The organism is Mycolicibacterium sp. XJ879, from assembly GCF_053483935.1.
The window spans coordinates 104,067-122,735 of the sequence record NZ_JBEFTH010000001.1; the positions used below are offsets into that span (position 1 = coordinate 104,067).

Sequence of the window (18,669 nt, forward strand, 5' to 3'; positions counted from 1 at the left end):
GAGTTCACGGGAAACCGGCCTGTGGTGATCGGCGCCGTGAGAATATTCCCGGCTGAAGGTGATCGCGCGGACGGGAGGTGGAGACGGACATGATTCGGCAGGCAGTGACGGCTCTGGTCGCGGCTCTTGTGGGTGCGCTGATGATGACGCCGCACGCGGCGGCCGACACCGGGCACCAGGTGACGCTCGATTCCGGTGCGGTGCGATGCGACCTGAGCGCCGACAACCCCACATTCGGGACAGGGCCGGTGGCCGTATGCGCGTTGACCAACGGCCAACCCTGGGGTATGGCGCCCTTCGAGACATCCAAGTGGAACCAGCGGCTGAACCTCGCCGTCGTGCAGGGCACCGGGCAGTTCTATTGGGACCGAGGCGATCTCCCTGAGCCAGTCTCGGCGCCGGTGACCGTCGACGGCGGGGAGTATCAGGTCAACGGTTGGGCAGTGCAACCGGAGGGGCTGCGCACCAAGCTCACCTACCTGCCCACCGGTCACGGCATCTACATCAACGCGGGCAACATCCGTAAGTTCTGATCAGTTGATCGGCGCGTTGATCCAGCGCAGGTCATCCAGCACGCCGCGCGCGGCGACGATTCCTTCACCGGTGTGCCACACCTCGTTGTTGACCGCGAACACGCGGTTATCGCGGTTGGCCGACAACCTCTTCCACGCCTCGCTTTCCATCACGGTGGTGGCGTGCTCCTTGGCTTCGGTCGTGGTGAACGAGAGGTAGACGATGTCGCCGTCGGCGGCGGACAGATCGGGGGAGTCCGACAGGTCGGCGTCGGTGATGCCGATCTCGATGTAGGGCTTATCGGTAAACCGTTGGGCCGCAGGACGGTCCACACCGACATCGGCCAGCACGCTGGCCGGGAAGTTGTTCGCGCCGTAGACCCGCATCGTGGTGTCGGTGAACTGCACCACCGACGCCTGGAAATGGGTCGCGTCGTTTTCGGCTCCGGTCTCCTCGGCGGCCCGCTCGAAGCCCTCGATCAGCCCGCCGGCGGCGTCGGCTCGTCCGGTCGCCGCGCCCACCGTGCGCAGGTGGTCTTGCCAGGCCGGGCCCGGCGCGCCGGTGAACACCGTCGGCGCGATCTGCGATAACGCACCGAACGCCTCGGGTGTCAGCGCTTCGGATCCCAGGATCAGGTCGGGCTCCGCGGCCCGGATGCCCTCCAGATCCGGTGTGCTGCGCGTGCCGACATCCGGCACGTCGTGGATCACCGAACCGAGGTAGGACGGCTGTTCGGCGTAGCCGTCCGGCAGCGCCGCGGCCACGATGCGCGACTGCAACCCCAGCGCGCACAGGGCGTCGAGCTGATCGCCGGAGAGCACCACGATGCGCTGCGGATCCGCGCGCACCTCCGTCTCGCCTGCCGCGTGGCGTACGAGGCGATCCGGCGGCCCCGGGTCGACGGCAGCGGGTTCGGGGGCACACGACTCGTCAGGGCGGCGTTGGTTGCCGAGCACGCCGGCGCCAGCAATCTTTGTGGTGCTGGTGATCACCGACCCGGCTTCGGGTCCCGGGGCGTCGCCGCCGCCCTGACCGCACCCGCTGACCAGCGCCACCGTCGCTGCGGCGGTGATGAGCGGCGTCGCCGACCGGGCAGCCCACACGCCTATGCGCGCTCTGCTGATCAGCACGTCGCCGACGGTAACATCCGGGGCGCTCCACGCTGGTCAATCACCGTTACGGGCGAAGTACGACGTTATGTAGGACCACCCCGAGCCCCGTCTTTTAGGGAAGCTAGGATTCATCGTTGATGACTGGGGGTGTAGCCCCGACCAGACGTATGGAGGACCTGTTGGTAGCGCAAGCGCCCCCAATCGGACAGCTCGAAGCTCGCCGCCCTTTTCCCGAGCGGATGGGGCCCAAGGGCAACCTGCTCTACAACCTGATCACGACCACCGATCACAAGCTGATCGGCATGATGTACTGCGTCGTTTGCTTCATCTTCTTCTTCATCGGCGGGCTGATGGCGCTGTTCATGCGCACCGAGCTGACGGCGCCGGGACTGCAGTTCCTGTCCAACGAACAGTTCAACCAGCTGTTCACCATGCACGGCACGGTGATGTTGCTGTTCTACGCGACCCCGATCGTGTTCGGGTTCGCCAACCTGGTGCTGCCGCTGCAGATCGGCGCACCCGACGTGGCCTTCCCGCGGCTCAACGCCTTCTCGTTCTGGCTGTTCCTGTTCGGCGGGTTGATCACCATTTCAGGGTTCATCACCCCAGGCGGGGCCGCGGATTTTGGCTGGACCGCCTACGCCCCGCTGTCCAACGCCATGCACTCGCCGGGCGCGGGTGGTGACCTGTGGATCTTCGGCCTGGGTGTGGCCGGTCTGGGCACCATCCTGGGTGCGGTCAACATGATCACGACGGTGGTGTGCATGCGCGCCCCCGGTATGACGATGTTCCGGATGCCGGTGTTCACCTGGAACATCCTGGTCACGTCGATCCTGGTGTTGATTGCGTTCCCGCTGCTTACGGCTGCGCTGTTCGCGCTGGCCTATGACCGCCACCTCGGCGCGCACGTCTACGACCCAGCCAACGGCGGTGTGCTGTTGTATCAGCACTTGTTCTGGTTCTTCGGCCATCCCGAGGTGTACATCATCGCGTTGCCGTTCTTCGGCATAGTCAGCGAGATCTTCCCGGTGTTCTCCCGTAAGCCGATCTTCGGCTACACCACGCTGGTCTACGCCACCATTGGTATCGCGGCGCTGTCGATCGCGGTGTGGGCGCACCACATGTACGCCACCGGGGCGGTGCTGCTGCCGTTCTTCTCGTTCATGACGTTCCTGATCGCCGTGCCGACCGGTATCAAGTTCTTCAACTGGATCGGCACGATGTGGAAGGGCCAGTTGACGTTTGAGTCACCGATGCTGTTCTCCGTCGGCTTCCTGCTGACGTTCTTGCTCGGCGGCGTCACGGGTGTGCTGCTGGCCAGCCCGCCGCTGGACTTCCATGTCACCGACTCGTATTTCGTGGTTGCGCACTTCCACTATGTGCTGTTCGGCACCATCGTGTTCGCTACCTATGCCGGCATCTACTTCTGGTTCCCGAAGATGACCGGGCGGATGCTCGACGAGCGGCTGGGCAAGCTGCACTTCTGGCTGACGTTCATCGGCTTCCACACCACGTTTTTGGTGCAGCACTGGCTCGGCGACCAGGGCATGCCGCGGCGCTACGCCGACTACCTGCCCACCGACGGGTTCACCACACTGAACGTGGTGTCGACGGTTGGCGCCTTCATCCTCGGTGTGTCGGTGCTGCCGTTCACCTGGAACATCTTCAAGAGCTGGCGTTACGGCGAACCGGTTCTGGTGGATGACCCGTGGGGTTACGGCAACTCGCTGGAGTGGGCGACGTCCTGTCCGCCGCCGCGGCACAACTTCACCGAACTGCCGCGCATCCGCTCCGAGCGGCCCGCTTTCGAGCTGCACTACCCGCATATGGTGGAGCGGATGCGTGCCGAAGCTCACATCGGACGTTCCCATGTACCTGCGGACAGCCCGCTCGTCGACCAATCCAGTTAGCGGATACGGCGTCGGCGATGAGCATGCCGAGAGCGTGGCCGCCGGTCGAGCCTCCCGGTGAGTGCTCGTGACCGGCAAGAAACGCAACCGCTCATCGCTGTTGATCACCGTCACCGGACGCGATCAACCGGGTGTCACCTCGGCATTGTTCGGGGTGCTGTCCCGGCACAAGGTCGAGTTGCTGAACGTCGAACAGGTGGTCATCCGCGGCAGGTTGACGTTGGGCGTGTTGGTGGCCGCCGCGGCGGACGTCGCCGGCGGTCACCAGTTGCGCGACGAGGTGACGACCGCGATCCGCGGCGTCGGCCTGGACGTGACCATCGAACCCAGCGACACCCTGCCCGTGCTGCGCGCACCGTCGACGCACACCATCGTCGTGCTGGGGCGGCCGATCACGGCGGAGGCATTCGGCGTGGTGGCCCGCGAACTGGCCGGGCTGGGTGTCAACATCGACACCATCCGCGGCGTGTCCGACTATCCGGTAACGGGTTTGGAGCTGCGGGTGTCGGTGCCGGCGGACGGCGACGTGGGGCAGGTGCAGAGGGCGCTGGCCCGCGTCGCGGTCGACGAACGCATCGACATCGCGCTCGAGGACTACAGCCTGTCGCGACGAGCCAAGAGGCTCATCGTCTTTGACGTCGACTCCACGCTGATCCAGGGCGAGGTCATCGAGATGCTGGCCGAGCGCGTGGGCGCGGCGGCCGCGGTCGCCGAGGTCACCGAGGCCGCGATGCGCGGGGAACTCGACTTCACCGAGTCGCTGAACCGTCGCGTCGCGACGCTGGAGGGTCTGCCCGCGTCGGTGCTTGAGGACGTCGGCGAACAGATCGAGTTGACCCCGGGTGCCCGGACCACGTTGCGCACGCTGCGCCGCCTTGGCTATCACTGCGGCATCGTGTCCGGCGGCTTCCGTCAGGTGATCGCGCCGCTCGCGCACGAGTTGATGATGGACTTCGTCGCGGCCAACGAACTTGAGATCGTCGACGGCAAGCTCACCGGCCGGGTGGTCGGGCCGATCATCGACCGGGCCGGAAAAGCCAAGGCGTTGCGCGATTTCGCCCAGCAGGCCGGGGTGCCGATGAAACAGACGGTGGCCGTCGGCGACGGCGCCAACGACATCGACATGCTCGCCGCCGCCGGGTTGGGTGTCGCGTTCAACGCCAAACCCGCGCTGAAGGAAGTCGCCGACGCCTCGTTGAGCTATCCGTATCTGGACACGCTGCTGTTCATTCTCGGCATCACCCGCAGCGAGATCGAGGCGGCCGACGCCCGCGACGGGGTGATGCGTCGCGTCGAAATCCCCGACGACGAATAGCTATCTCCGCCGCGAGCAGACGCAGACTGTTGTCTTTTCGGCCCGTTTCGTACGCTTTTGCGTCTGCTCGCGCCGGGGAAGCTAGACCACCACGGTCGTCGGCTCGGGGGACGCCGACCCGGTGACGCTGTGCCATGCACGGGCCAGCAACTCGACAGCCGCACTCAACTGAGCCTCGGGCAGCGTGTAGGGCACCCGAACGAACCGCTCGAGCGTGCCATTGACGCCGAACCGGGGGCCCGCGGGCAGGTCGAGGCCCAGGCGCGAGGCCGCGGCCGACAGCGCGGTGCTCATCGGCGCGGGCAGCTGAACCCACAGCGACATGCCGCCGATGCCCGGTCCCGCCTCCCAGTCGGGCAGATGATGCCGCAACAGCCCCAACAGGTGCGCGCGACGGACGCGCAGCATTTCCCGGCGTTCGGGCAGCAGTTCGTCGTGGCGCACGAGAAGCCGTGCGGCAGCGCACTGTTCGAGAACCGCGGTGCCCATGTCGATGGATGGACGCATCGCCGCGATGGTCGCGATCGTGGAGCGCTCGGCGCGAATCCAGCCCACCCGCAGCCCGCCCCAGAACGACTTCGACATCGACCCGACCGTGAGCACCAGATCACGCCGTGAGCGCATCTCCGCGCCCAGTGGGGCGGGCGGCGGCCGATCCAGCCACATGTCCAGGATCGACTCGTCGATGATGGTGCGCGTGCGGGTTTCGGCGATGATGCCCGCCAACCGCTTGCGGTCCCGCACGGGCATCGTCAACCCGGTCGGGTTGTGGTTGTCCGGAATCAGGTAGGCCAGGCTCGGCGACATCTGATGCAGCGAGGCGGCCAACGCGTCGAGGTCCCAGCCATCCTCGATCATGGCGACCGGAACGGGTCGCGCCCCCGCGGCGGTGATTGACGACAGCGCACCGTGATACGTGGGCTGTTCGACCAGCACGCGGTCGCCGGGTTGGACGTAGGTGGTGAGGATCAGGCCGATCGCGTGCAATGCGCCCGTGGTGACCATGACCTCGTCGGGGGCGGTGGGAAGCCCACGCTCACAGTACCTTTCGGCGATGGCTGTGCGCAGCGCGGTGACGCCGACGAGTTCGTGACCCGGTTCATGCAAGTACGGGATCACGTCGTGGGTGGCCTGGGCGAACGCATCGACGACGGCGGCGGCGGGCGCGGACAGCGCCGCGGCGGCCAGGCTCACCGACGGTGGTGCGGCCTCGGCGCGCACCTCGGGGGCGACCGGCAACGCGGTGGTGCTGCGCGCACCCCGTCGCGCGTTGAGATAGCCGTCGTCGCGCAACTGGCTGTAGGCGGCGGTGACTGTGGTGCGCGACACCCGCAGCGCATCGGCGAGCGCCCGTTCACTGGGCAGTTGCGCACCGACGGGTAGGCGGCCGTCGACGATCAGCAACCGGATGGCATCGGCCAGTGCCCGGTACGCGGGTCCGCTGCGGCTGGATGTGCGCCAGTTCCCCAGTTCACGGGCCAAAAGGCCGACACTGAGGGCACGTCCGGGCAGATCGACTGTCATATGCATGCCAGTATGTGATAACTGGCTATTGAATGACAAGCCAGTTCCCAGCCACCATCGCAGGATGAGAACGAAGTGGACATGGCGCCTGGGCCGGGAGCTGAGCAGGCTGTTCAGTTGGCAGGCGCCGAGCGGGTGCGTTGAATTCGCCGATCGTGACGCCGAACGGATGGCCCGTGAACTCGAGCTCATCCGGATGCGCTTTCCGCACCACTCCTGAGCGGCTTCGGCGTGGCCCGTCACGGTGAGCGTGACCGAATGCGCCGAACTCACTTGACTACGATGGGCGCGTGCCAGTCGCCGACGATCCAGCCGATCCCGACCTGCTGATCGATTTCACCGAGGTCACCTTGCGGCGCGGCGGCCGAATCCTCGTCGGCCCGATCACGTGGTCGGTCGAGCTCGACGAACGCTGGGTAATCATCGGCCCCAACGGGGCAGGCAAGACGTCGCTGCTGCGCATCGCCGCCGCGATGGAACATCCGTCGTCGGGCGCGGCGTACGTGCTCGGGGAGCGGCTCGGCCGGGTCGACGTGTCCGAGCTGCGTTCGCGGGTCGGCCTGAGCAGCTCGGCGCTGTCGCAGCGGGTGCCCGAAGCCGAGCTGGTGCGCGACCTGGTGGTCTCGGCCGGCTACGCGGTGATGGGCCGGTGGCGCGAGCGCTACGACGAGGTCGACTACCACCAGGCCGTCGACATCCTGGAGAGCGTGGGCGCCGAGCACCTGGCCGACCGCACCTACGGCACGCTGTCGGAGGGCGAACGCAAGCGGGTCCTCATCGCCCGGTCGATGATGACCGACCCCGAGTTGCTGCTGCTCGACGAACCGGCCGCCGGGCTCGACCTCGGCGGGCGCGAGGAACTGGTGGCCCGCCTGGCGGATCTGGCCGCCGACCCCGATTCACCGGCGCTGGTGCTGGTGACCCACCATGTCGAGGAGATCCCGCCGGGCTTCACGCACTGTCTGCTGCTGTCCGAAGGACAAACCATCGGTTCCGGGCTGCTGCCCGACGTGTTGACAGCGGAGAACCTGTCGACGGCGTTCGGCCAGTCGATCGCCGTCGATGTCATCGACGGGCGCTACTTCGCCCGCCGCACCCGCTCGAGGGCGGCCCATAGGAGACGTGCATGACCGAAGAACCCCTGATCCCGCGGCCCGCCGCAACCGTGATGCTGATCCGCGACAAGCAGCCCGACGCTGGCAGGGGAGTCGAGGTCTTTCTGATGCGGCGGCATTCGGCGATGGAGTTCGTCGGCGGCGTCATGGTGTTTCCCGGCGGCGGTGTCGACGACCGCGACCGCAACGCCGACGTCGCGTGGATGGGCCCGGAGCCGTCGTGGTGGGCGCAGCGGCTCGGTGTGGACGGCGAACTGGCCGAGGCGTTGGTGTGCGCGGCGGCCCGCGAGACGTTCGAGGAGTCCGGTGTGCTGTTCGCCGGTGCCGCCGACGATTCCGACGTGCTCGTCGACGATGCGTCGGTGTACCGCGACGAACGCCAGGCGCTGGTGGACCGGTCGCTGTCGTTCGCCGACTTCCTGCGCACCGAGAAGCTGGTGCTGCGCGCCGATCTGCTTCGGCCGTGGGCGAACTGGGTGACGCCGAAGGAAGAGCGCACCCGCCGCTACGACACCTACTTCTTCGTCGCGGCGCTGCCCGACGGTCAGCGCGCCGACGGTGAGAACACCGAGACCGACGCGGCCGACTGGATCACCCCCGAGGAAGCCCTTCAGGACTTCGCGGAGTCGAAGACGTTTTTGCTGCCGCCGACGTGGACACAGCTGGACGCGCTGGCCGGGCGGACGGTCGCCGAAGTGCTTGCGGTGGAACGTCAGATCACCGCGATCGAACCGCATCTGGCCGCCAAGAACGGCAACTGGGAGATCGAGTTCTTCGACAGCGACCGCTACAACGCCGCCCGCAACCAGCGCGCACCCGACAACTACACCCCGGGCGCCCCGCTGGCATGAACGAGTTCGTCGCCGTGCACACCGGCGAACAACAGCCCGGCATCGCCACGCTGCTGCTGTCGCGCCCCCCGACCAATGCGCTGACTCGCCAGATGTACCGCGAGATCCGCGCCGCGGCCGCCGACGTCGGCAGCCGCGGTGACGTGCGCGCCGTCATCGTCTTCGGCGGGCACGAGATCTTCTCGGCAGGCGACGACGTCACCGAGCGGCGGACGCTGAACACCGCAGAAGCCGCCGTCGCCGCCGAGGACTGCCGGGCGGCCGTCAACGCGCTGGCCGCCGTCCCCAAACCCACCGTCGCCGCCATCACCGGCTACGCGCTGGGCGGTGGGCTCACGCTGGCGCTGGGCTGTGACTGGCGGGTCGCCGGCGACAACGTCAAGTTCGGTGCGACGGAAATCCTCGCCGGGCTGGTGCCTGCGGGCGGCACGGCACGGCTGGCCCGCGCCGTCGGCCCGAGCAAGGCCAAGGATCTGGTGTTCAGCGGCCGCTTCGCCGGTGCCAAGGAGGCGCTGGCCCTGGGGCTGATCGACGAGATGGTCGCCCCCGACGGTGTCTATGACGCGGCGGTGGCGTGGGCCGAACGGTTTGTCGAGCATCCGGCCCAGGTACTGGCTGCGGCCAAGGCCAGCTTCGACGTCTAGGCTGCCAGCCATGAGCCTTGACGAATCCGGTGTGTGCGAGCCGGCTCCTAATCCGCATGCCACCGCGGAGCAGGTAGAGGCGGCCCGTCACGACTCCAAGCTGGCACAGGTGCTGTACCACGACTGGGAAGCCGAGAGCTACGACGACAAGTGGTCGATCTCCTATGACAAACGTTGTGTGGACTACGCACGTGACCTCTTCGATGCGACGGTGCCCGAACACGAGCTGCGCCACCTGCCCTACGACCGGGCACTGGAGCTCGGCTGCGGCAGCGGGTTCTTTCTGCTGAACCTGATCCAGGCAGGCGTGGCGCGGCGCGGCTCGGTCACCGACCTGTCGCCGGGCATGGTCAAGGTCGCCACCCGCAACGGCGAGAACCTCGGGCTACAGATCGACGGCCGGGTGGCCGACGCCGAGGGCATCCCCTACGACGACAACACCTTCGACCTGGTCGTCGGCCACGCCGTGCTACACCACATCCCCGACGTCGAACTGTCGCTGCGCGAGGTGGTCCGGGTGCTCAAGCCCGGTGGCCGGTTCGTGTTCGCCGGCGAGCCGACCAACGCGGGCGAAACCTACGCGCGGCCCCTGTCGACGTTGACGTGGCGGACCGTGACGAACGTGACCCGGCTGCCGGGACTGGGCGGCTGGCGGCGACCGCAGGCCGAGCTCGACGAGTCCTCACGCGCGGCGGCGCTGGAGGCGGTCGTCGATCTGCACACGTTCGACCCGGCCGATCTGGAACGGATGGCCAGAAACGCCGGCGCCACCGAAGTCTCCACCGCCACAACGGAGTTCACCGCCGCAATGTTGGGCTGGCCGCTTCGCACCCTCGAGGCCGCGGTGCCGCCCGGCCGGTTGGGTTGGAACTACGCCAAGTTCGCGTTCAACAGTTGGATCACGTTGAGCTGGGTCGACGACAACGTGTGGCGTCGCTTCGTGCCGAAGAGCTGGTTTTACAACGTGATGGTGACCGGGGTCAAACCGTCCTGAACTTCGGCCTCGACCACGTCGGCTACCTGCGCAGCGACGCCGGCGCGCAGGCGTTGCGCGAGATCGCCGGGCTTCCGTTGACCGATTCCACCCTGGTCGCCGATATCGCTTGGGCGCGTAGGCGGTTCGGTGAGCACGCCGCCGTGCTGGTGGAGACGATGTTGCTGCGCCGCAAGGCCGCGACCAAATTTCCCTGCGCCGACGACTGGTTGTTCACCGGCGAGGCGTTGCAACAGGCCACCGCCGAACCGGTGGCGCGCCACCGCGCACAACGCCTGGCGGACGTGCGCGTGCATGATGCCACCTGCTCGATCGGTACCGAGCTTGCCGCACTTGTGGATTCGGCCGATGTCATCCTCGGCAGCGATATCGATCCGGTCCGGCTGGCGATGGCCCAGCACAACGTGCGGACTGTCGATTTGTGTCGAGCCGATGCGCTGCGCCCGATCACCCGAGGTGCCGTCGTCCTGCTCGATCCGGCGCGGCGCCGGGGCGGACGACGCCGGTTCGATCCGCGCGACTACACACCGGCGCTCGATGCCCTGCTGACGGTGTACCGCGATCACGATTTCGTCGTGAAGTGCGCCCCCGGAATCGATTTCAGCGCGGTGCGCCGGCTCGGTTTCACCGGCGAGATCGAGGTGACCTCGCTGGCGGGCAGTGTGCGCGAGGCCTGCCTGTGGTCGGGCGCGCTGGCCGAGGCGGCAGTCACCCGACGCGCCACGATCCTGGACACGGGTGAGCAGCTCACCGACGCCGAGCCCGACGACTGCGTGGTGGCGCCGGCGGGCCGCTGGATCGTCGACCCCGACGGCGCCGTCGTACGCGCCGGTCTGGTGCGCCACTACGCCGCCCGGCACGGGCTGTGGCAGCTCGACCGTGACATCGCCTATCTGTCGGGGGACCGGTTGCCCGACGGCGTGCGCGGTTTCGAAGTGCTGGAGCAAATCGACTACAGCGAACGGCGACTGCGCCAGGCGCTTTCGGCGCGCGGCGTCGTCGGTCTGGAAATCCTGGTACGCGGGGTCGATGTGGACCCCGACAGGCTGCGGTCGCGGTTACGGTTGCGCGGATCGACACGTGCTTCGGCAATCATCACCCGGATCGGAACCGGTCCGGCAAGCTGGGCAACGGCATTCATTTGCCGTCCGTCGCGGTGAACGGTTACGTACCCTGTCCCTGACGCGCCGGTGTGGTTGCCGGCGCCGACTGCAAGGATGTCCGACGATGCGCATGCTCACAGGAACTGCCCTACTGGCAGCAGGTGTGGTTGTCGGCTCCCTCGGCGCTCCGGCGGCGTCGGCGCAGACGGCCTGTCAGGAACTCGGCGGCGTGGTCGACGCCGACCAACTGTGCCAGGTCCACGCCGAGGGGCCCACCTACCAACTCGACTTCAAGTTCCCCACCGGCTACCCGGATCCCGCACCGGTGGTGGCTTACCTGACGCAGGCCAGGGACGGTTTCATCAACGTCGCCGAGATGCCCGATTCCTACACCCTGCCGTACGAATTGGATGCGACAGGCGCCAGCTACCGCTCGGGTCCGCCGAACGCGGGCACCAGGAGCCTGGTGTTCACGTTGTGGCAGAACGTCGGCGGCGCCCATCCGCAGACGTTCTATCAGGCGTTCAACTGGAACGTCGGCAAGAACGCGCCGATCACGTTCGACAACCTGTTCAAACCGGGCAGTAAACCGCTTGACGTGATCTACCCGGAGGTCGACCGGTACCTGCAAAACGAATACGGCACGGTCAATCCCGTTCCGCCTGGCAGCGGCAGGGATCCGATCAACTACCAGGACTTCGCGCTGACCGACGACGCCCTGATCTTCTTCTTCACCCAGGGCTCGCTGCTCCCGGAGTCCGCGGGACCGGTGGAGGCGTCGGTGCCGCGCGCCGTCGTCGCGTCCATTCTGGCGCTCTAAGCGGGCGCGAACCCGTAGACGACGCCGTCGCTGGTGGCGGTGACGACGCGCCCGTCATCGCCGATCGAGACGCCGACGGGCCAACCCGTCGCCTCGGGCAGCGGATAGGTATTGACGGTGTGGCCGTCGGCGGGGTCGAACGTCATCAGCGCCAGCCCGTCCTCGCCGTCGCGGACCACGGTGTAGGCCACGTCGGGCCCGGCTTGGCTGGACGTCGACAGGGTCGTGACGTCGTCGCGGGTCCAGAGCACCTCGCCCTCGCCGCCGGTGTCCTTGATACCGACGAGTTTTGCGCCGGGTCCGCCGCCGGCCACGATCAGCCCGTCCGGTGACACCGAGGGCGGCGTCTGCGCGAGATAGTCCAGCGGCACCGACCACTTCGGGGTGCCGTCGGCGGCGTTGAGCGCCCAGAGTCGCTGGTCGCGGCCGTTGACGTACACCGTCGAACCGTCCGCCGAGAAGACCGGACTGGCCAACGGTCCGCCGCCGACGGCGTCGCTGGTCCAGTCGCGGGTCAGCAGCGGAGTCTGGCCGGGCCGGTAGCGCAGCGCGACGAGGACCGGCGCGTCGGCGCCAGGCTCCCACAGGCTCAACACGATCAGTCCCGGCGTCGGCGCGAACGCCGGCGCGGCGGCCACCGGGCAGCGCGCGCGGGCCAATTGGCAGTCGGCGAGCCCGCGTTCGGAATCCGTCGGGTCCACGCCGGCCACCAGGTCCAGCGGCGTACCCACCACGACGCCGTTGTGGGCGTCGAATACCAGTACCTGACCGAGGTGGGTGACGACCAGCAGATGCCCCGGCTCGAGAATCCGTGGTGTGGTCGGCATTCCGATCACCGGTTTGCGCCAGCGGATCCACTGTGTGGTCGGAAAAGTCAGCACTGCGCCGGGTTGGCCGACATAGAGGTTGTCGAACCCGTCAAGAAGCGGACTGAACACGCCGCCGCCCTGCACCAGCCGGGTGCACCAGCGCTGGCGGGCGTTGTTGTCGGCCTCCCAGACCATCAGCGAACAACCGGTCGGGGTTTGTGCGTTGATCCCGAGGTAGCCGTTGTTTCCCAGCGCGACGGCGGAGCGCAGATCCCCCTTGACCAAGCGGGTCCAGTCCAGACGGAGCGTGTCGGCGCCGGGATGGGGTGTGTAGCTGCTGTTGCGCGCGTCGCCATACTGCGCCGGCCAGCCCTCCGCGGGCTTCGCCTCCACCCAGGAGTCGGGGTTGCCGCACCCCGCCAACACGGCCGTGATCAGCGCCGTCGACGCGAGCACGGTCAATCGCCGCAACACGGGTTCCTTCCTCTGCGGAGTACGCGAAGCACACGTGAGGGTAACCGCTCGAGGCCAGAGTCCTCGCGTAGGCTTTCCGGCCATGACGACCATGTGGGGCGCACCGCTGCACAAGCGGTGGCGCGGGTCGCGGCTGCGTGATCCGCGCCAGGCCAGGTTCTTGACGATGGCGTCGCTGCGGTGGGTACTGGCCAACCGCGCCTACAGCCCGTGGTATTTAGTGCGCTACTGGCGGTTGTTGAAGTTCAAGCTCGCCAACCCCCACATCATCACCCGCGGCATGGTGTTCCTCGGCAAGGGCGTGGAGATCCAGGCCACCCCCGAGCTCTCGACCATGGAGATCGGCCGGTGGGTCCACATCGGCGACAAGAACACCATCCGCTGCCACGAGGGTTCACTGCGGTTCGGGGACAAGGTGGTGCTCGGTCGCGACAACGTCATCAACACCTACCTCGACATCGAGCTGGGTGACTCGGTGCTGATGGCCGACTGGGTCTACATCTGTGATTTCGACCACAGGATGGACGACATCAACGTGCCGATCAAGGATCAGGGCATCGTCAAGGGCCCGGTGCGCATCGGCCCCGACACCTGGATCGCCACCAAGGTCACGGTGCTGCGCAACACCTCGATCGGGCGCGGCTGCGTGCTGGGGTCGCACGCGGTGGTCAAGGGTGAGGTGCCGGACTTCTCGATCGCCGTCGGCGCGCCTGCCAAGGTCGTCAAGAACCGGCGGCTGGCGTGGGAGACCTCGGCGGCCCAGCGCGCCGAGCTGGCCGCGGCGCTGGCCGACATCGAACGCAAGAAAGCCTCCCGCTGAGCCTTCCCTTTGCGCGAGCGTGCATGTTTGAGGCCGACACGCCGTCACTTGCGCGGAGTTTGCGGTCGTCCCCTACTTGCGTGTGGGCCCACGCGCCACGGTGGTCAGCGGTCGGGCAACGCGTGCTCGACGATCGTGCGGCGGCGATGCGGTTGGCGCTCAGCCCGTTTGGCGGCCAAGTACACCTGCGCTGTCTCCTCGGCGACGGTGTCCCAGGCGAAGTCTGACGTGAGGCGTTCGCGTGCGGCGACGGCCATCTCCTGGGCGGCCTGCGGGTCGTCGAGCACGGCGCGTACCGCGGCGGCCAGGCCGGCGATATCCCGTGGGGCATACGACATGCCGGTCTGGCCGTTGATCACGGCCTCGCCCAAACCGCCGACGTCGGAGGTCACCAGCGGGGTGCCGGTCGCGGCGGCCTCAAGCGCGACGATGCCGAACGGTTCGTAGTGGCTGGGCAGCACGGCCGCGTCGGCGGTGTGCAACAGGTCGACCAGATCGGCGTGGTTGAGGTGGCCGACAAACGATGTGGCCTTGAGCACCTTGTGCTTTCGCGCCTGCTCGACGAGCCACGCGTGCTGGGTACCGGTGCCGGCGACGGTCAGCGTGGTGCCGGGGTGGGTGCGCCGGATACGGGGCAGCGCGGCGATGGCGTCGTGCACGCCCTTCTCATACTCGAGTCGGCCCAGGTACACCAGCTGCGGCGGGCCGGTGTGTGGCTGTCGCTTCGCGAAAGGCCAATGTGCAACGTCGATTCCGTTGCGGATCACCCGCGTCTCGGCCAGGCCGGGACCGAACAACTCGGTGATCTCGTCGGCCATCGACGCCGAACAGGTGATCAGCGAGTCGGATTCGTGAACAAGCCAGGACTCCACCGCGTGCACCTGGCGGCTGATCGGTCCCGACACCCAGCCGGAGTGCCGACCCGCCTCGGTGGCGTGGACGGTGGAAATCAGTGGTACGTCGAAGTATTCGGCCAGCGCGATCGCCGGGTGCGCGACCAGCCAGTCGTGCGCGTGGACGACGTCGGGTTTCCAGGGTTCGGCGTTGGCTCCCTTGATCGCCAACCCCGCCCGCACCATCGCGTGCCCCATCGCCAACGTCCAGGCCATCATGTCGGTGCCGAAGTCGAACTCGTGCGGGTCCTGGGCGGCGGCGACGACGCGGACTCCCTCGCGCGTGTCGTCGGAGGTGGGGTGGCTGCTGGGGTCGGTGCCGCTGGGGCGACGGCTGAGCACCACCACCTCGTGTCCGGCGTCGGCAAGCGCCGTGGCCAGGTGGTGCACGTGGCGGCCGAGGCCGCCGACGACCACCGGCGGGTACTCCCACGACACCATGAGGACTTTCATCGGATCGCCCCGACGCGGCTTGGGGGTTGGCCCGTCATCGGGGTAACCGCCTGGCGTCCAGCGCGCCGAACAGTCCGTCGGCGCGGTTCCAGCCCTCGGCCAGTCGCTGCGCCTGATCGGCGCGACCCGAGGCCATCGCGTCGGCGATCTCGCGGGTGGCGTGTGCATGCAGATGCGCGCGGTAGCGCGCGTAGTCCGCGGCCGTGTCCTTGCTCACCATGAATGGCCAGTCGCTGGATACCGTCAACAGCGTCTCGCGAAGTATCTGGTCGGCCACGAAGCTACGCGCAGGCGGGGTGTCGGTCTCGCCGAGCGCCTTGTCCACGGTAGACAGCGCGGTGTCGACGACTTCGCTGTTCAAGTGGACCATGTCGCTGACCTTCTCGCCGGCCCACACCTGCCAGTCCTTACCCGAACCCCATGAACTGGGTGGCAATTCGACAGCCGGGCCAACGAAGTCGTCGGCGATCGCATCGGACAACGTGCCGATCCGCACCCCGGCCTCCGGCAGCGCGCGCAGCACACGGCTCAGCCATGCAGGACCCTCGTACCACCAGTGCCCGAACAACTCGGTGTCGAACGCCGCGATCACGTGGGCGGGCCTGCCGATCCGGTCGCTCTCGTCGATAAGCCGTCGGCGCACGAGGTCGACAAAATCCGCGACGTGGTGCTCGACTGCGCGTTCGGCGCGCAGCGGATCGTAGGGCGCCTTGTCCTGCGATGCGACATTGCGTCCGGTCACCCGCGCGGGCTTGAGCCCGGTGGTGTGGTCGTAGGTGTGGAAATCGCGGTACGCCGAGTGACCGGGATAGCCCGACTTGGGCGACCACACCCGGTAGCTGACCGTCAGGTCGCGGCCGAATGCGATGACGTCCGAACCGGCCACGGTGCGGCCCAGCGCGGTATCGCCGTGCAGCGACGGTCCATCGACCATGAAATGACCGACACCGGCTGCGGCATAGTCGGTTTCCATGCCCGGCGCGTACGCGCACTCGGGCGCCCATATTCCCCTCGGCGTGTGGGCGAACCGCAGCGACGCGTCGGCGAGGCCCTCGCGCAGCGCGAACTCGCGCAGCCGCGGATGCAGCAGCGGCTGAAACGGGTGCGCCAACGGGCCGCCGAGCAACTCGATCGTCTCGGCGTCGATCAGCTCGCGCAGCAGCGGGCTGGCGCCGTGGGCCCACAGCGTCTCGAAGTCCGCAAGCGCGCGTTCGGTCTCGGCCAGTTCGCGAATCCCGAACTCGCGTAACGGCGCACCCAGCGTCGTCGCCTCCACGGCGCGCAGCTGCCAGTTCGCCAGCCAATGGTGCATACCGGTCAGGCAGTAGGGATCGTCGAGCTGCGCGGTGAGCACCGGCGTCATACCGAGCGTCACCACGTGGCGACGGTCTTCTGCGGCGAGCTCACGAAGGACACGCATCAGCGGCAGGTAGGCCGCCGACCACGACTGGTAAAGCCATTCCTCACCGACCGGCCAGCGACCGTGATGTGCCAGCCACGGTAGGTGAGTGTGCAGAACGAGCGTGAACAAACCCGGCACGGGCGTCGAAGTCGTCACGGCCGCACCGCGATTGCCACCAGGTCAAGGCTGTCGTCGATGTTACGGTCCGCGGCGTCGACGAGATCGAAATCTGCGGTACGCACCGACGCCACGTCGGCGAGCAGATCGGCGGGCCAGGGCGCGTCGGCCAGCGCGCGGGCGATCTGGGCGTCGATGATCGAGCCGCCGTGGCGGGCGTCGAGTTCGAGCAGCCGCGGCCCGTGGAAAACCCCGGACACGCGCTCCATCCGAAAACCCGCGCCGCTCAACAGGTCCGTCAACTCGGCGGCGTTGAGCTCGCGGGTGTGGAACGGGTTGACCGGCGTGTCGCGGCCGGGGGAGAAGGTGATGCGGTTGGGCGTCGACATCAGCAGCACTCCGCCGGGACGTAGCACCCTCAAGCACTCGGCGACGAATTGCTCTTGGTCCCACAGATGTTCGATCACCTGGAAGTTGACCACCACGTCGACCTCGCCGTCGGTCAGCGGTAACGCGGCCAGATTCCCGTGGTGCATCTCGACCCGTGGATAGCGCGCGCACACGTGAGCGACGGTCGATTCGTCGTAATCCAGACCGATCACGCGGCGCGCGACGTCGGCGATCAGATCCGCGCCGTAACCCTCGCCGCAGCCCGCTTCGAGGACGTCGCGGCCCGCGCAGCGGTCCGCCAGCCGCTGGTACACGACCTCGTGGCGGCGGAACCAGTAGTTCTCCTCCGGCAGGCCAGGAACGGTGCGTTCCCCGGTCAGCGGGAGGTCCGGATCGCCCGTGACGAATGCGCTCATTGCAAGGCAGGCTAACGCGTATCGGCTCGCAGGCGAACGGTTCACCACCTACGTGCTGCTAGAACGCCGGCTTGGACCCGCTATTGTGTTCCTGCGAACCGCCATAAGTTACTCACTAGTAACATGGTGTTTGTTGCTTCGAACGTGGTAAAGCAGGCCGGCCCCTCCGGCCTCTTCAAGGAGGACGAACCAGACTCATGACGAACATCGTGGTCCTGATCAAACAGGTCCCAGACACTTGGTCGGAGCGCAAGCTCACCGACGGCGACTTCACCCTCGACCGCGAGGCCGCCGACGCCGTACTCGACGAGATCAACGAGCGTGCTGTCGAAGAAGCGCTGCTGATCAAGGAGAAAGAGGGCGGCGACAGCACTGTGACGGTGCTCACTGCCGGCCCTGAGCGCGCCACCGAGGCCATCCGCAAGGCCCTGTCGATGGGCGCCGACAAGGCGGTGCACCTTGTCGATGACGGTATGCACGGCTCCGACATGGTGCAGACCGGCTGGGCGCTGGCGCGCGCGCTGGGCACCATCGAGGGCACCGAGCTCGTCATCGCCGGCAACGAGGCGACCGACGGCGTGGGGGGAGCGGTTCCGGCGATCGTGGCGGAGTACCTGGGCCTGCCCCAGCTGACCCACCTGCGCAAGGTGACGGTCGAGGGCGACAAGGTCACCGGCGAGCGCGAGACCGACGACGGCGTCTTCATGCTCGAAGCGCCGCTGCCCGCGGTGGTGAGCGTCAACGAGAAGATCAACGAGCCGCGCTTCCCGTCCTTCAAGGGCATCATGGCCGCCAAGAAGAAGGAAGTGACCACGCTGACGCTGGCCGACATCGGCGTGGAGGCCGACGAGGTGGGTGTCGCCAACGCGGGCTCGAAGGTGCTGTCTTCGACGCCGAAGCCGCCGAAGACGGCCGGCGAGAAGGTCACCGACGAGGGCGACGGCGGCACCAAGGTCGCCGAGTACCTGGTTGCTCAAAAAATCATCTAGTTCCG

18 protein-coding genes are annotated in these 18,669 nt (G+C 67.6%); 12 read left to right on the forward strand and 6 right to left on the reverse strand.

Annotated elements, in window-relative coordinates; translation table 11 throughout:
- The first annotated feature begins 89 nt into the window (after positions 1–89).
- Positions 90–533 carry a hypothetical protein gene (locus ABQF13_RS00500; protein ID WP_448390696.1) on the forward strand — a complete coding sequence of 148 codons (444 nt, stop codon included), beginning with the start codon at positions 90–92 and terminating at the stop codon, positions 531–533.
- On the opposite strand, the gene ABQF13_RS00505 is transcribed toward ABQF13_RS00500, so the two are convergent.
- Complete coding sequence (locus tag ABQF13_RS00505; protein WP_448390697.1) at positions 534–1,643, reverse strand: iron-siderophore ABC transporter substrate-binding protein; 1,110 nt, start codon at positions 1,641–1,643, stop codon at positions 534–536. It lies immediately after the preceding gene.
- A 161-nt stretch (positions 1,644–1,804) separates the two neighbouring features.
- On the opposite strand from ABQF13_RS00505, the gene ctaD reads away from it, so the two are divergent.
- A complete protein-coding gene (gene ctaD / locus ABQF13_RS00510; RefSeq protein ID WP_448391355.1) occupies positions 1,805–3,535 on the forward strand; it encodes an aa3-type cytochrome oxidase subunit I in 1,731 nt (576 codons plus the stop codon).
- Between the two features lie 67 nt (positions 3,536–3,602).
- On the forward strand, positions 3,603–4,850 hold the full coding sequence (serB, locus tag ABQF13_RS00515) for a phosphoserine phosphatase SerB (protein ID WP_448390698.1): 1,248 nt from the start codon (positions 3,603–3,605) through the stop codon (positions 4,848–4,850).
- A gap of 81 nt (positions 4,851–4,931) precedes the next feature.
- On the opposite strand, the gene yczR is transcribed toward serB, so the two are convergent.
- Positions 4,932–6,374 carry a MocR-like transcription factor YczR gene (gene yczR, locus ABQF13_RS00520; RefSeq protein ID WP_448391356.1) on the reverse strand — a complete coding sequence of 481 codons (1,443 nt, stop codon included), beginning with the start codon at positions 6,372–6,374 and terminating at the stop codon, positions 4,932–4,934.
- Between the two features lie 64 nt (positions 6,375–6,438).
- Between yczR and ABQF13_RS00525 the strand changes: the two genes are divergently transcribed.
- The 7 genes from ABQF13_RS00525 to ABQF13_RS00555 all read left to right on the forward strand — a co-directional run bounded on the left by ABQF13_RS00525 (position 6,439) and on the right by ABQF13_RS00555 (position 11,901).
- On the forward strand, positions 6,439–6,594 hold the full coding sequence (locus ABQF13_RS00525) for a hypothetical protein (RefSeq protein WP_448390699.1): 156 nt from the start codon (positions 6,439–6,441) through the stop codon (positions 6,592–6,594).
- Positions 6,595–6,664: 70 nt separating this feature from the next.
- Positions 6,665–7,504, forward strand: coding sequence for an ABC transporter ATP-binding protein (locus ABQF13_RS00530; RefSeq protein ID WP_448390700.1), 840 nt, complete (start codon positions 6,665–6,667; stop codon positions 7,502–7,504).
- Positions 7,501–8,340 (forward strand): NUDIX hydrolase, encoded by an 840-nt coding sequence (locus ABQF13_RS00535; protein ID WP_448390701.1) that lies wholly within the window; start codon positions 7,501–7,503, stop codon positions 8,338–8,340. Before ABQF13_RS00530 ends, ABQF13_RS00535 begins: the two co-directional genes overlap by 4 nt.
- Positions 8,337–8,984 (forward strand): enoyl-CoA hydratase, encoded by a 648-nt coding sequence (locus ABQF13_RS00540; RefSeq protein ID WP_448390702.1) that lies wholly within the window; start codon positions 8,337–8,339, stop codon positions 8,982–8,984. The genes ABQF13_RS00535 and ABQF13_RS00540 overlap by 4 nt, the downstream gene beginning before the upstream one ends.
- A gap of 10 nt (positions 8,985–8,994) precedes the next feature.
- Positions 8,995–9,978 carry a class I SAM-dependent methyltransferase gene (locus ABQF13_RS00545; protein ID WP_448390703.1) on the forward strand — a complete coding sequence of 328 codons (984 nt, stop codon included), beginning with the start codon at positions 8,995–8,997 and terminating at the stop codon, positions 9,976–9,978.
- Complete coding sequence (locus ABQF13_RS00550) at positions 9,936–11,138, forward strand: THUMP-like domain-containing protein (RefSeq protein ID WP_448391357.1); 1,203 nt, start codon at positions 9,936–9,938, stop codon at positions 11,136–11,138. The genes ABQF13_RS00545 and ABQF13_RS00550 overlap by 43 nt, the downstream gene beginning before the upstream one ends.
- A 67-nt stretch (positions 11,139–11,205) precedes the next feature.
- The gene (locus ABQF13_RS00555; protein WP_448390704.1) at positions 11,206–11,901 is read left to right on the forward strand and encodes an esterase; all 696 of its coding nucleotides are present in this window, start codon (positions 11,206–11,208) and stop codon (positions 11,899–11,901) included.
- Here the strand turns inward: ABQF13_RS00555 and ABQF13_RS00560 are convergent.
- Positions 11,898–13,184, reverse strand: coding sequence for a BamB-related PQQ repeat family beta-propellar protein (locus ABQF13_RS00560; protein ID WP_448390705.1), 1,287 nt, complete (start codon positions 13,182–13,184; stop codon positions 11,898–11,900). The genes ABQF13_RS00555 and ABQF13_RS00560 overlap by 4 nt on opposite strands.
- A gap of 82 nt (positions 13,185–13,266) precedes the next feature.
- Here ABQF13_RS00560 and ABQF13_RS00565 point away from each other — a divergent pair, with 82 nt between their 5' ends.
- Positions 13,267–14,004 (forward strand): acyltransferase, encoded by a 738-nt coding sequence (locus ABQF13_RS00565; RefSeq protein ID WP_448390706.1) that lies wholly within the window; start codon positions 13,267–13,269, stop codon positions 14,002–14,004.
- A gap of 104 nt (positions 14,005–14,108) precedes the next feature.
- Here ABQF13_RS00565 and ABQF13_RS00570 read toward each other — a convergent pair whose 3' ends face one another.
- Genes ABQF13_RS00570 through ABQF13_RS00580 form a run of 3 tightly spaced genes read right to left on the reverse strand, consistent with a single transcriptional unit; the run spans position 14,109 to position 17,675 of the window.
- On the reverse strand, positions 14,109–15,350 hold the full coding sequence (locus ABQF13_RS00570; protein WP_448390707.1) for a glycosyltransferase family 4 protein: 1,242 nt from the start codon (positions 15,348–15,350) through the stop codon (positions 14,109–14,111).
- A gap of 34 nt (positions 15,351–15,384) precedes the next feature.
- Positions 15,385–16,908 (reverse strand): 1,4-alpha-glucan branching protein domain-containing protein, encoded by a 1,524-nt coding sequence (locus ABQF13_RS00575; RefSeq protein WP_448390708.1) that lies wholly within the window; start codon positions 16,906–16,908, stop codon positions 15,385–15,387.
- A complete protein-coding gene (locus ABQF13_RS00580) occupies positions 16,905–17,675 on the reverse strand; it encodes a class I SAM-dependent methyltransferase (RefSeq protein WP_448390709.1) in 771 nt (256 codons plus the stop codon). The genes ABQF13_RS00575 and ABQF13_RS00580 overlap by 4 nt, the downstream gene beginning before the upstream one ends.
- 197 nt (positions 17,676–17,872) lie before the next feature.
- Between ABQF13_RS00580 and ABQF13_RS00585 the strand changes: the two genes are divergently transcribed.
- Positions 17,873–18,664: an electron transfer flavoprotein subunit beta/FixA family protein gene (locus tag ABQF13_RS00585; RefSeq protein ID WP_448390710.1), complete on the forward strand. Its 792-nt coding sequence runs from the start codon at positions 17,873–17,875 to the stop codon at positions 18,662–18,664.
- Positions 18,665–18,669 lie beyond the last annotated feature (5 nt).

What these genes read in the sequence shown, in the direction of transcription:
- yczR (WP_448391356.1), bottom strand. Translation starts at nt 6,374, where the DNA reads ATGACAGTCGATCTGCCCGGACGTGCCCTCAGTGTCGGCCTTTTGGCC.
- ABQF13_RS00585 (WP_448390710.1), top strand. Translation starts at nt 17,873, where the DNA reads ATGACGAACATCGTGGTCCTGATCAAACAGGTCCCAGACACTTGGTCG.
- ABQF13_RS00555 (WP_448390704.1), top strand. Translation starts at nt 11,206, where the DNA reads ATGCGCATGCTCACAGGAACTGCCCTACTGGCAGCAGGTGTGGTTGTC.
- ABQF13_RS00500 (WP_448390696.1), top strand. Translation starts at nt 90, where the DNA reads ATGATTCGGCAGGCAGTGACGGCTCTGGTCGCGGCTCTTGTGGGTGCG.
- ABQF13_RS00535 (WP_448390701.1), top strand. Translation starts at nt 7,501, where the DNA reads ATGACCGAAGAACCCCTGATCCCGCGGCCCGCCGCAACCGTGATGCTG.
- ABQF13_RS00570 (WP_448390707.1), bottom strand. Translation starts at nt 15,350, where the DNA reads ATGAAAGTCCTCATGGTGTCGTGGGAGTACCCGCCGGTGGTCGTCGGC.
- ABQF13_RS00525 (WP_448390699.1), top strand. Translation starts at nt 6,439, where the DNA reads ATGAGAACGAAGTGGACATGGCGCCTGGGCCGGGAGCTGAGCAGGCTG.
- ABQF13_RS00580 (WP_448390709.1), bottom strand. Translation starts at nt 17,675, where the DNA reads ATGAGCGCATTCGTCACGGGCGATCCGGACCTCCCGCTGACCGGGGAA.
- ABQF13_RS00545 (WP_448390703.1), top strand. Translation starts at nt 8,995, where the DNA reads ATGAGCCTTGACGAATCCGGTGTGTGCGAGCCGGCTCCTAATCCGCAT.
- ABQF13_RS00540 (WP_448390702.1), top strand. Translation starts at nt 8,337, where the DNA reads ATGAACGAGTTCGTCGCCGTGCACACCGGCGAACAACAGCCCGGCATC.
- ABQF13_RS00565 (WP_448390706.1), top strand. Translation starts at nt 13,267, where the DNA reads ATGACGACCATGTGGGGCGCACCGCTGCACAAGCGGTGGCGCGGGTCG.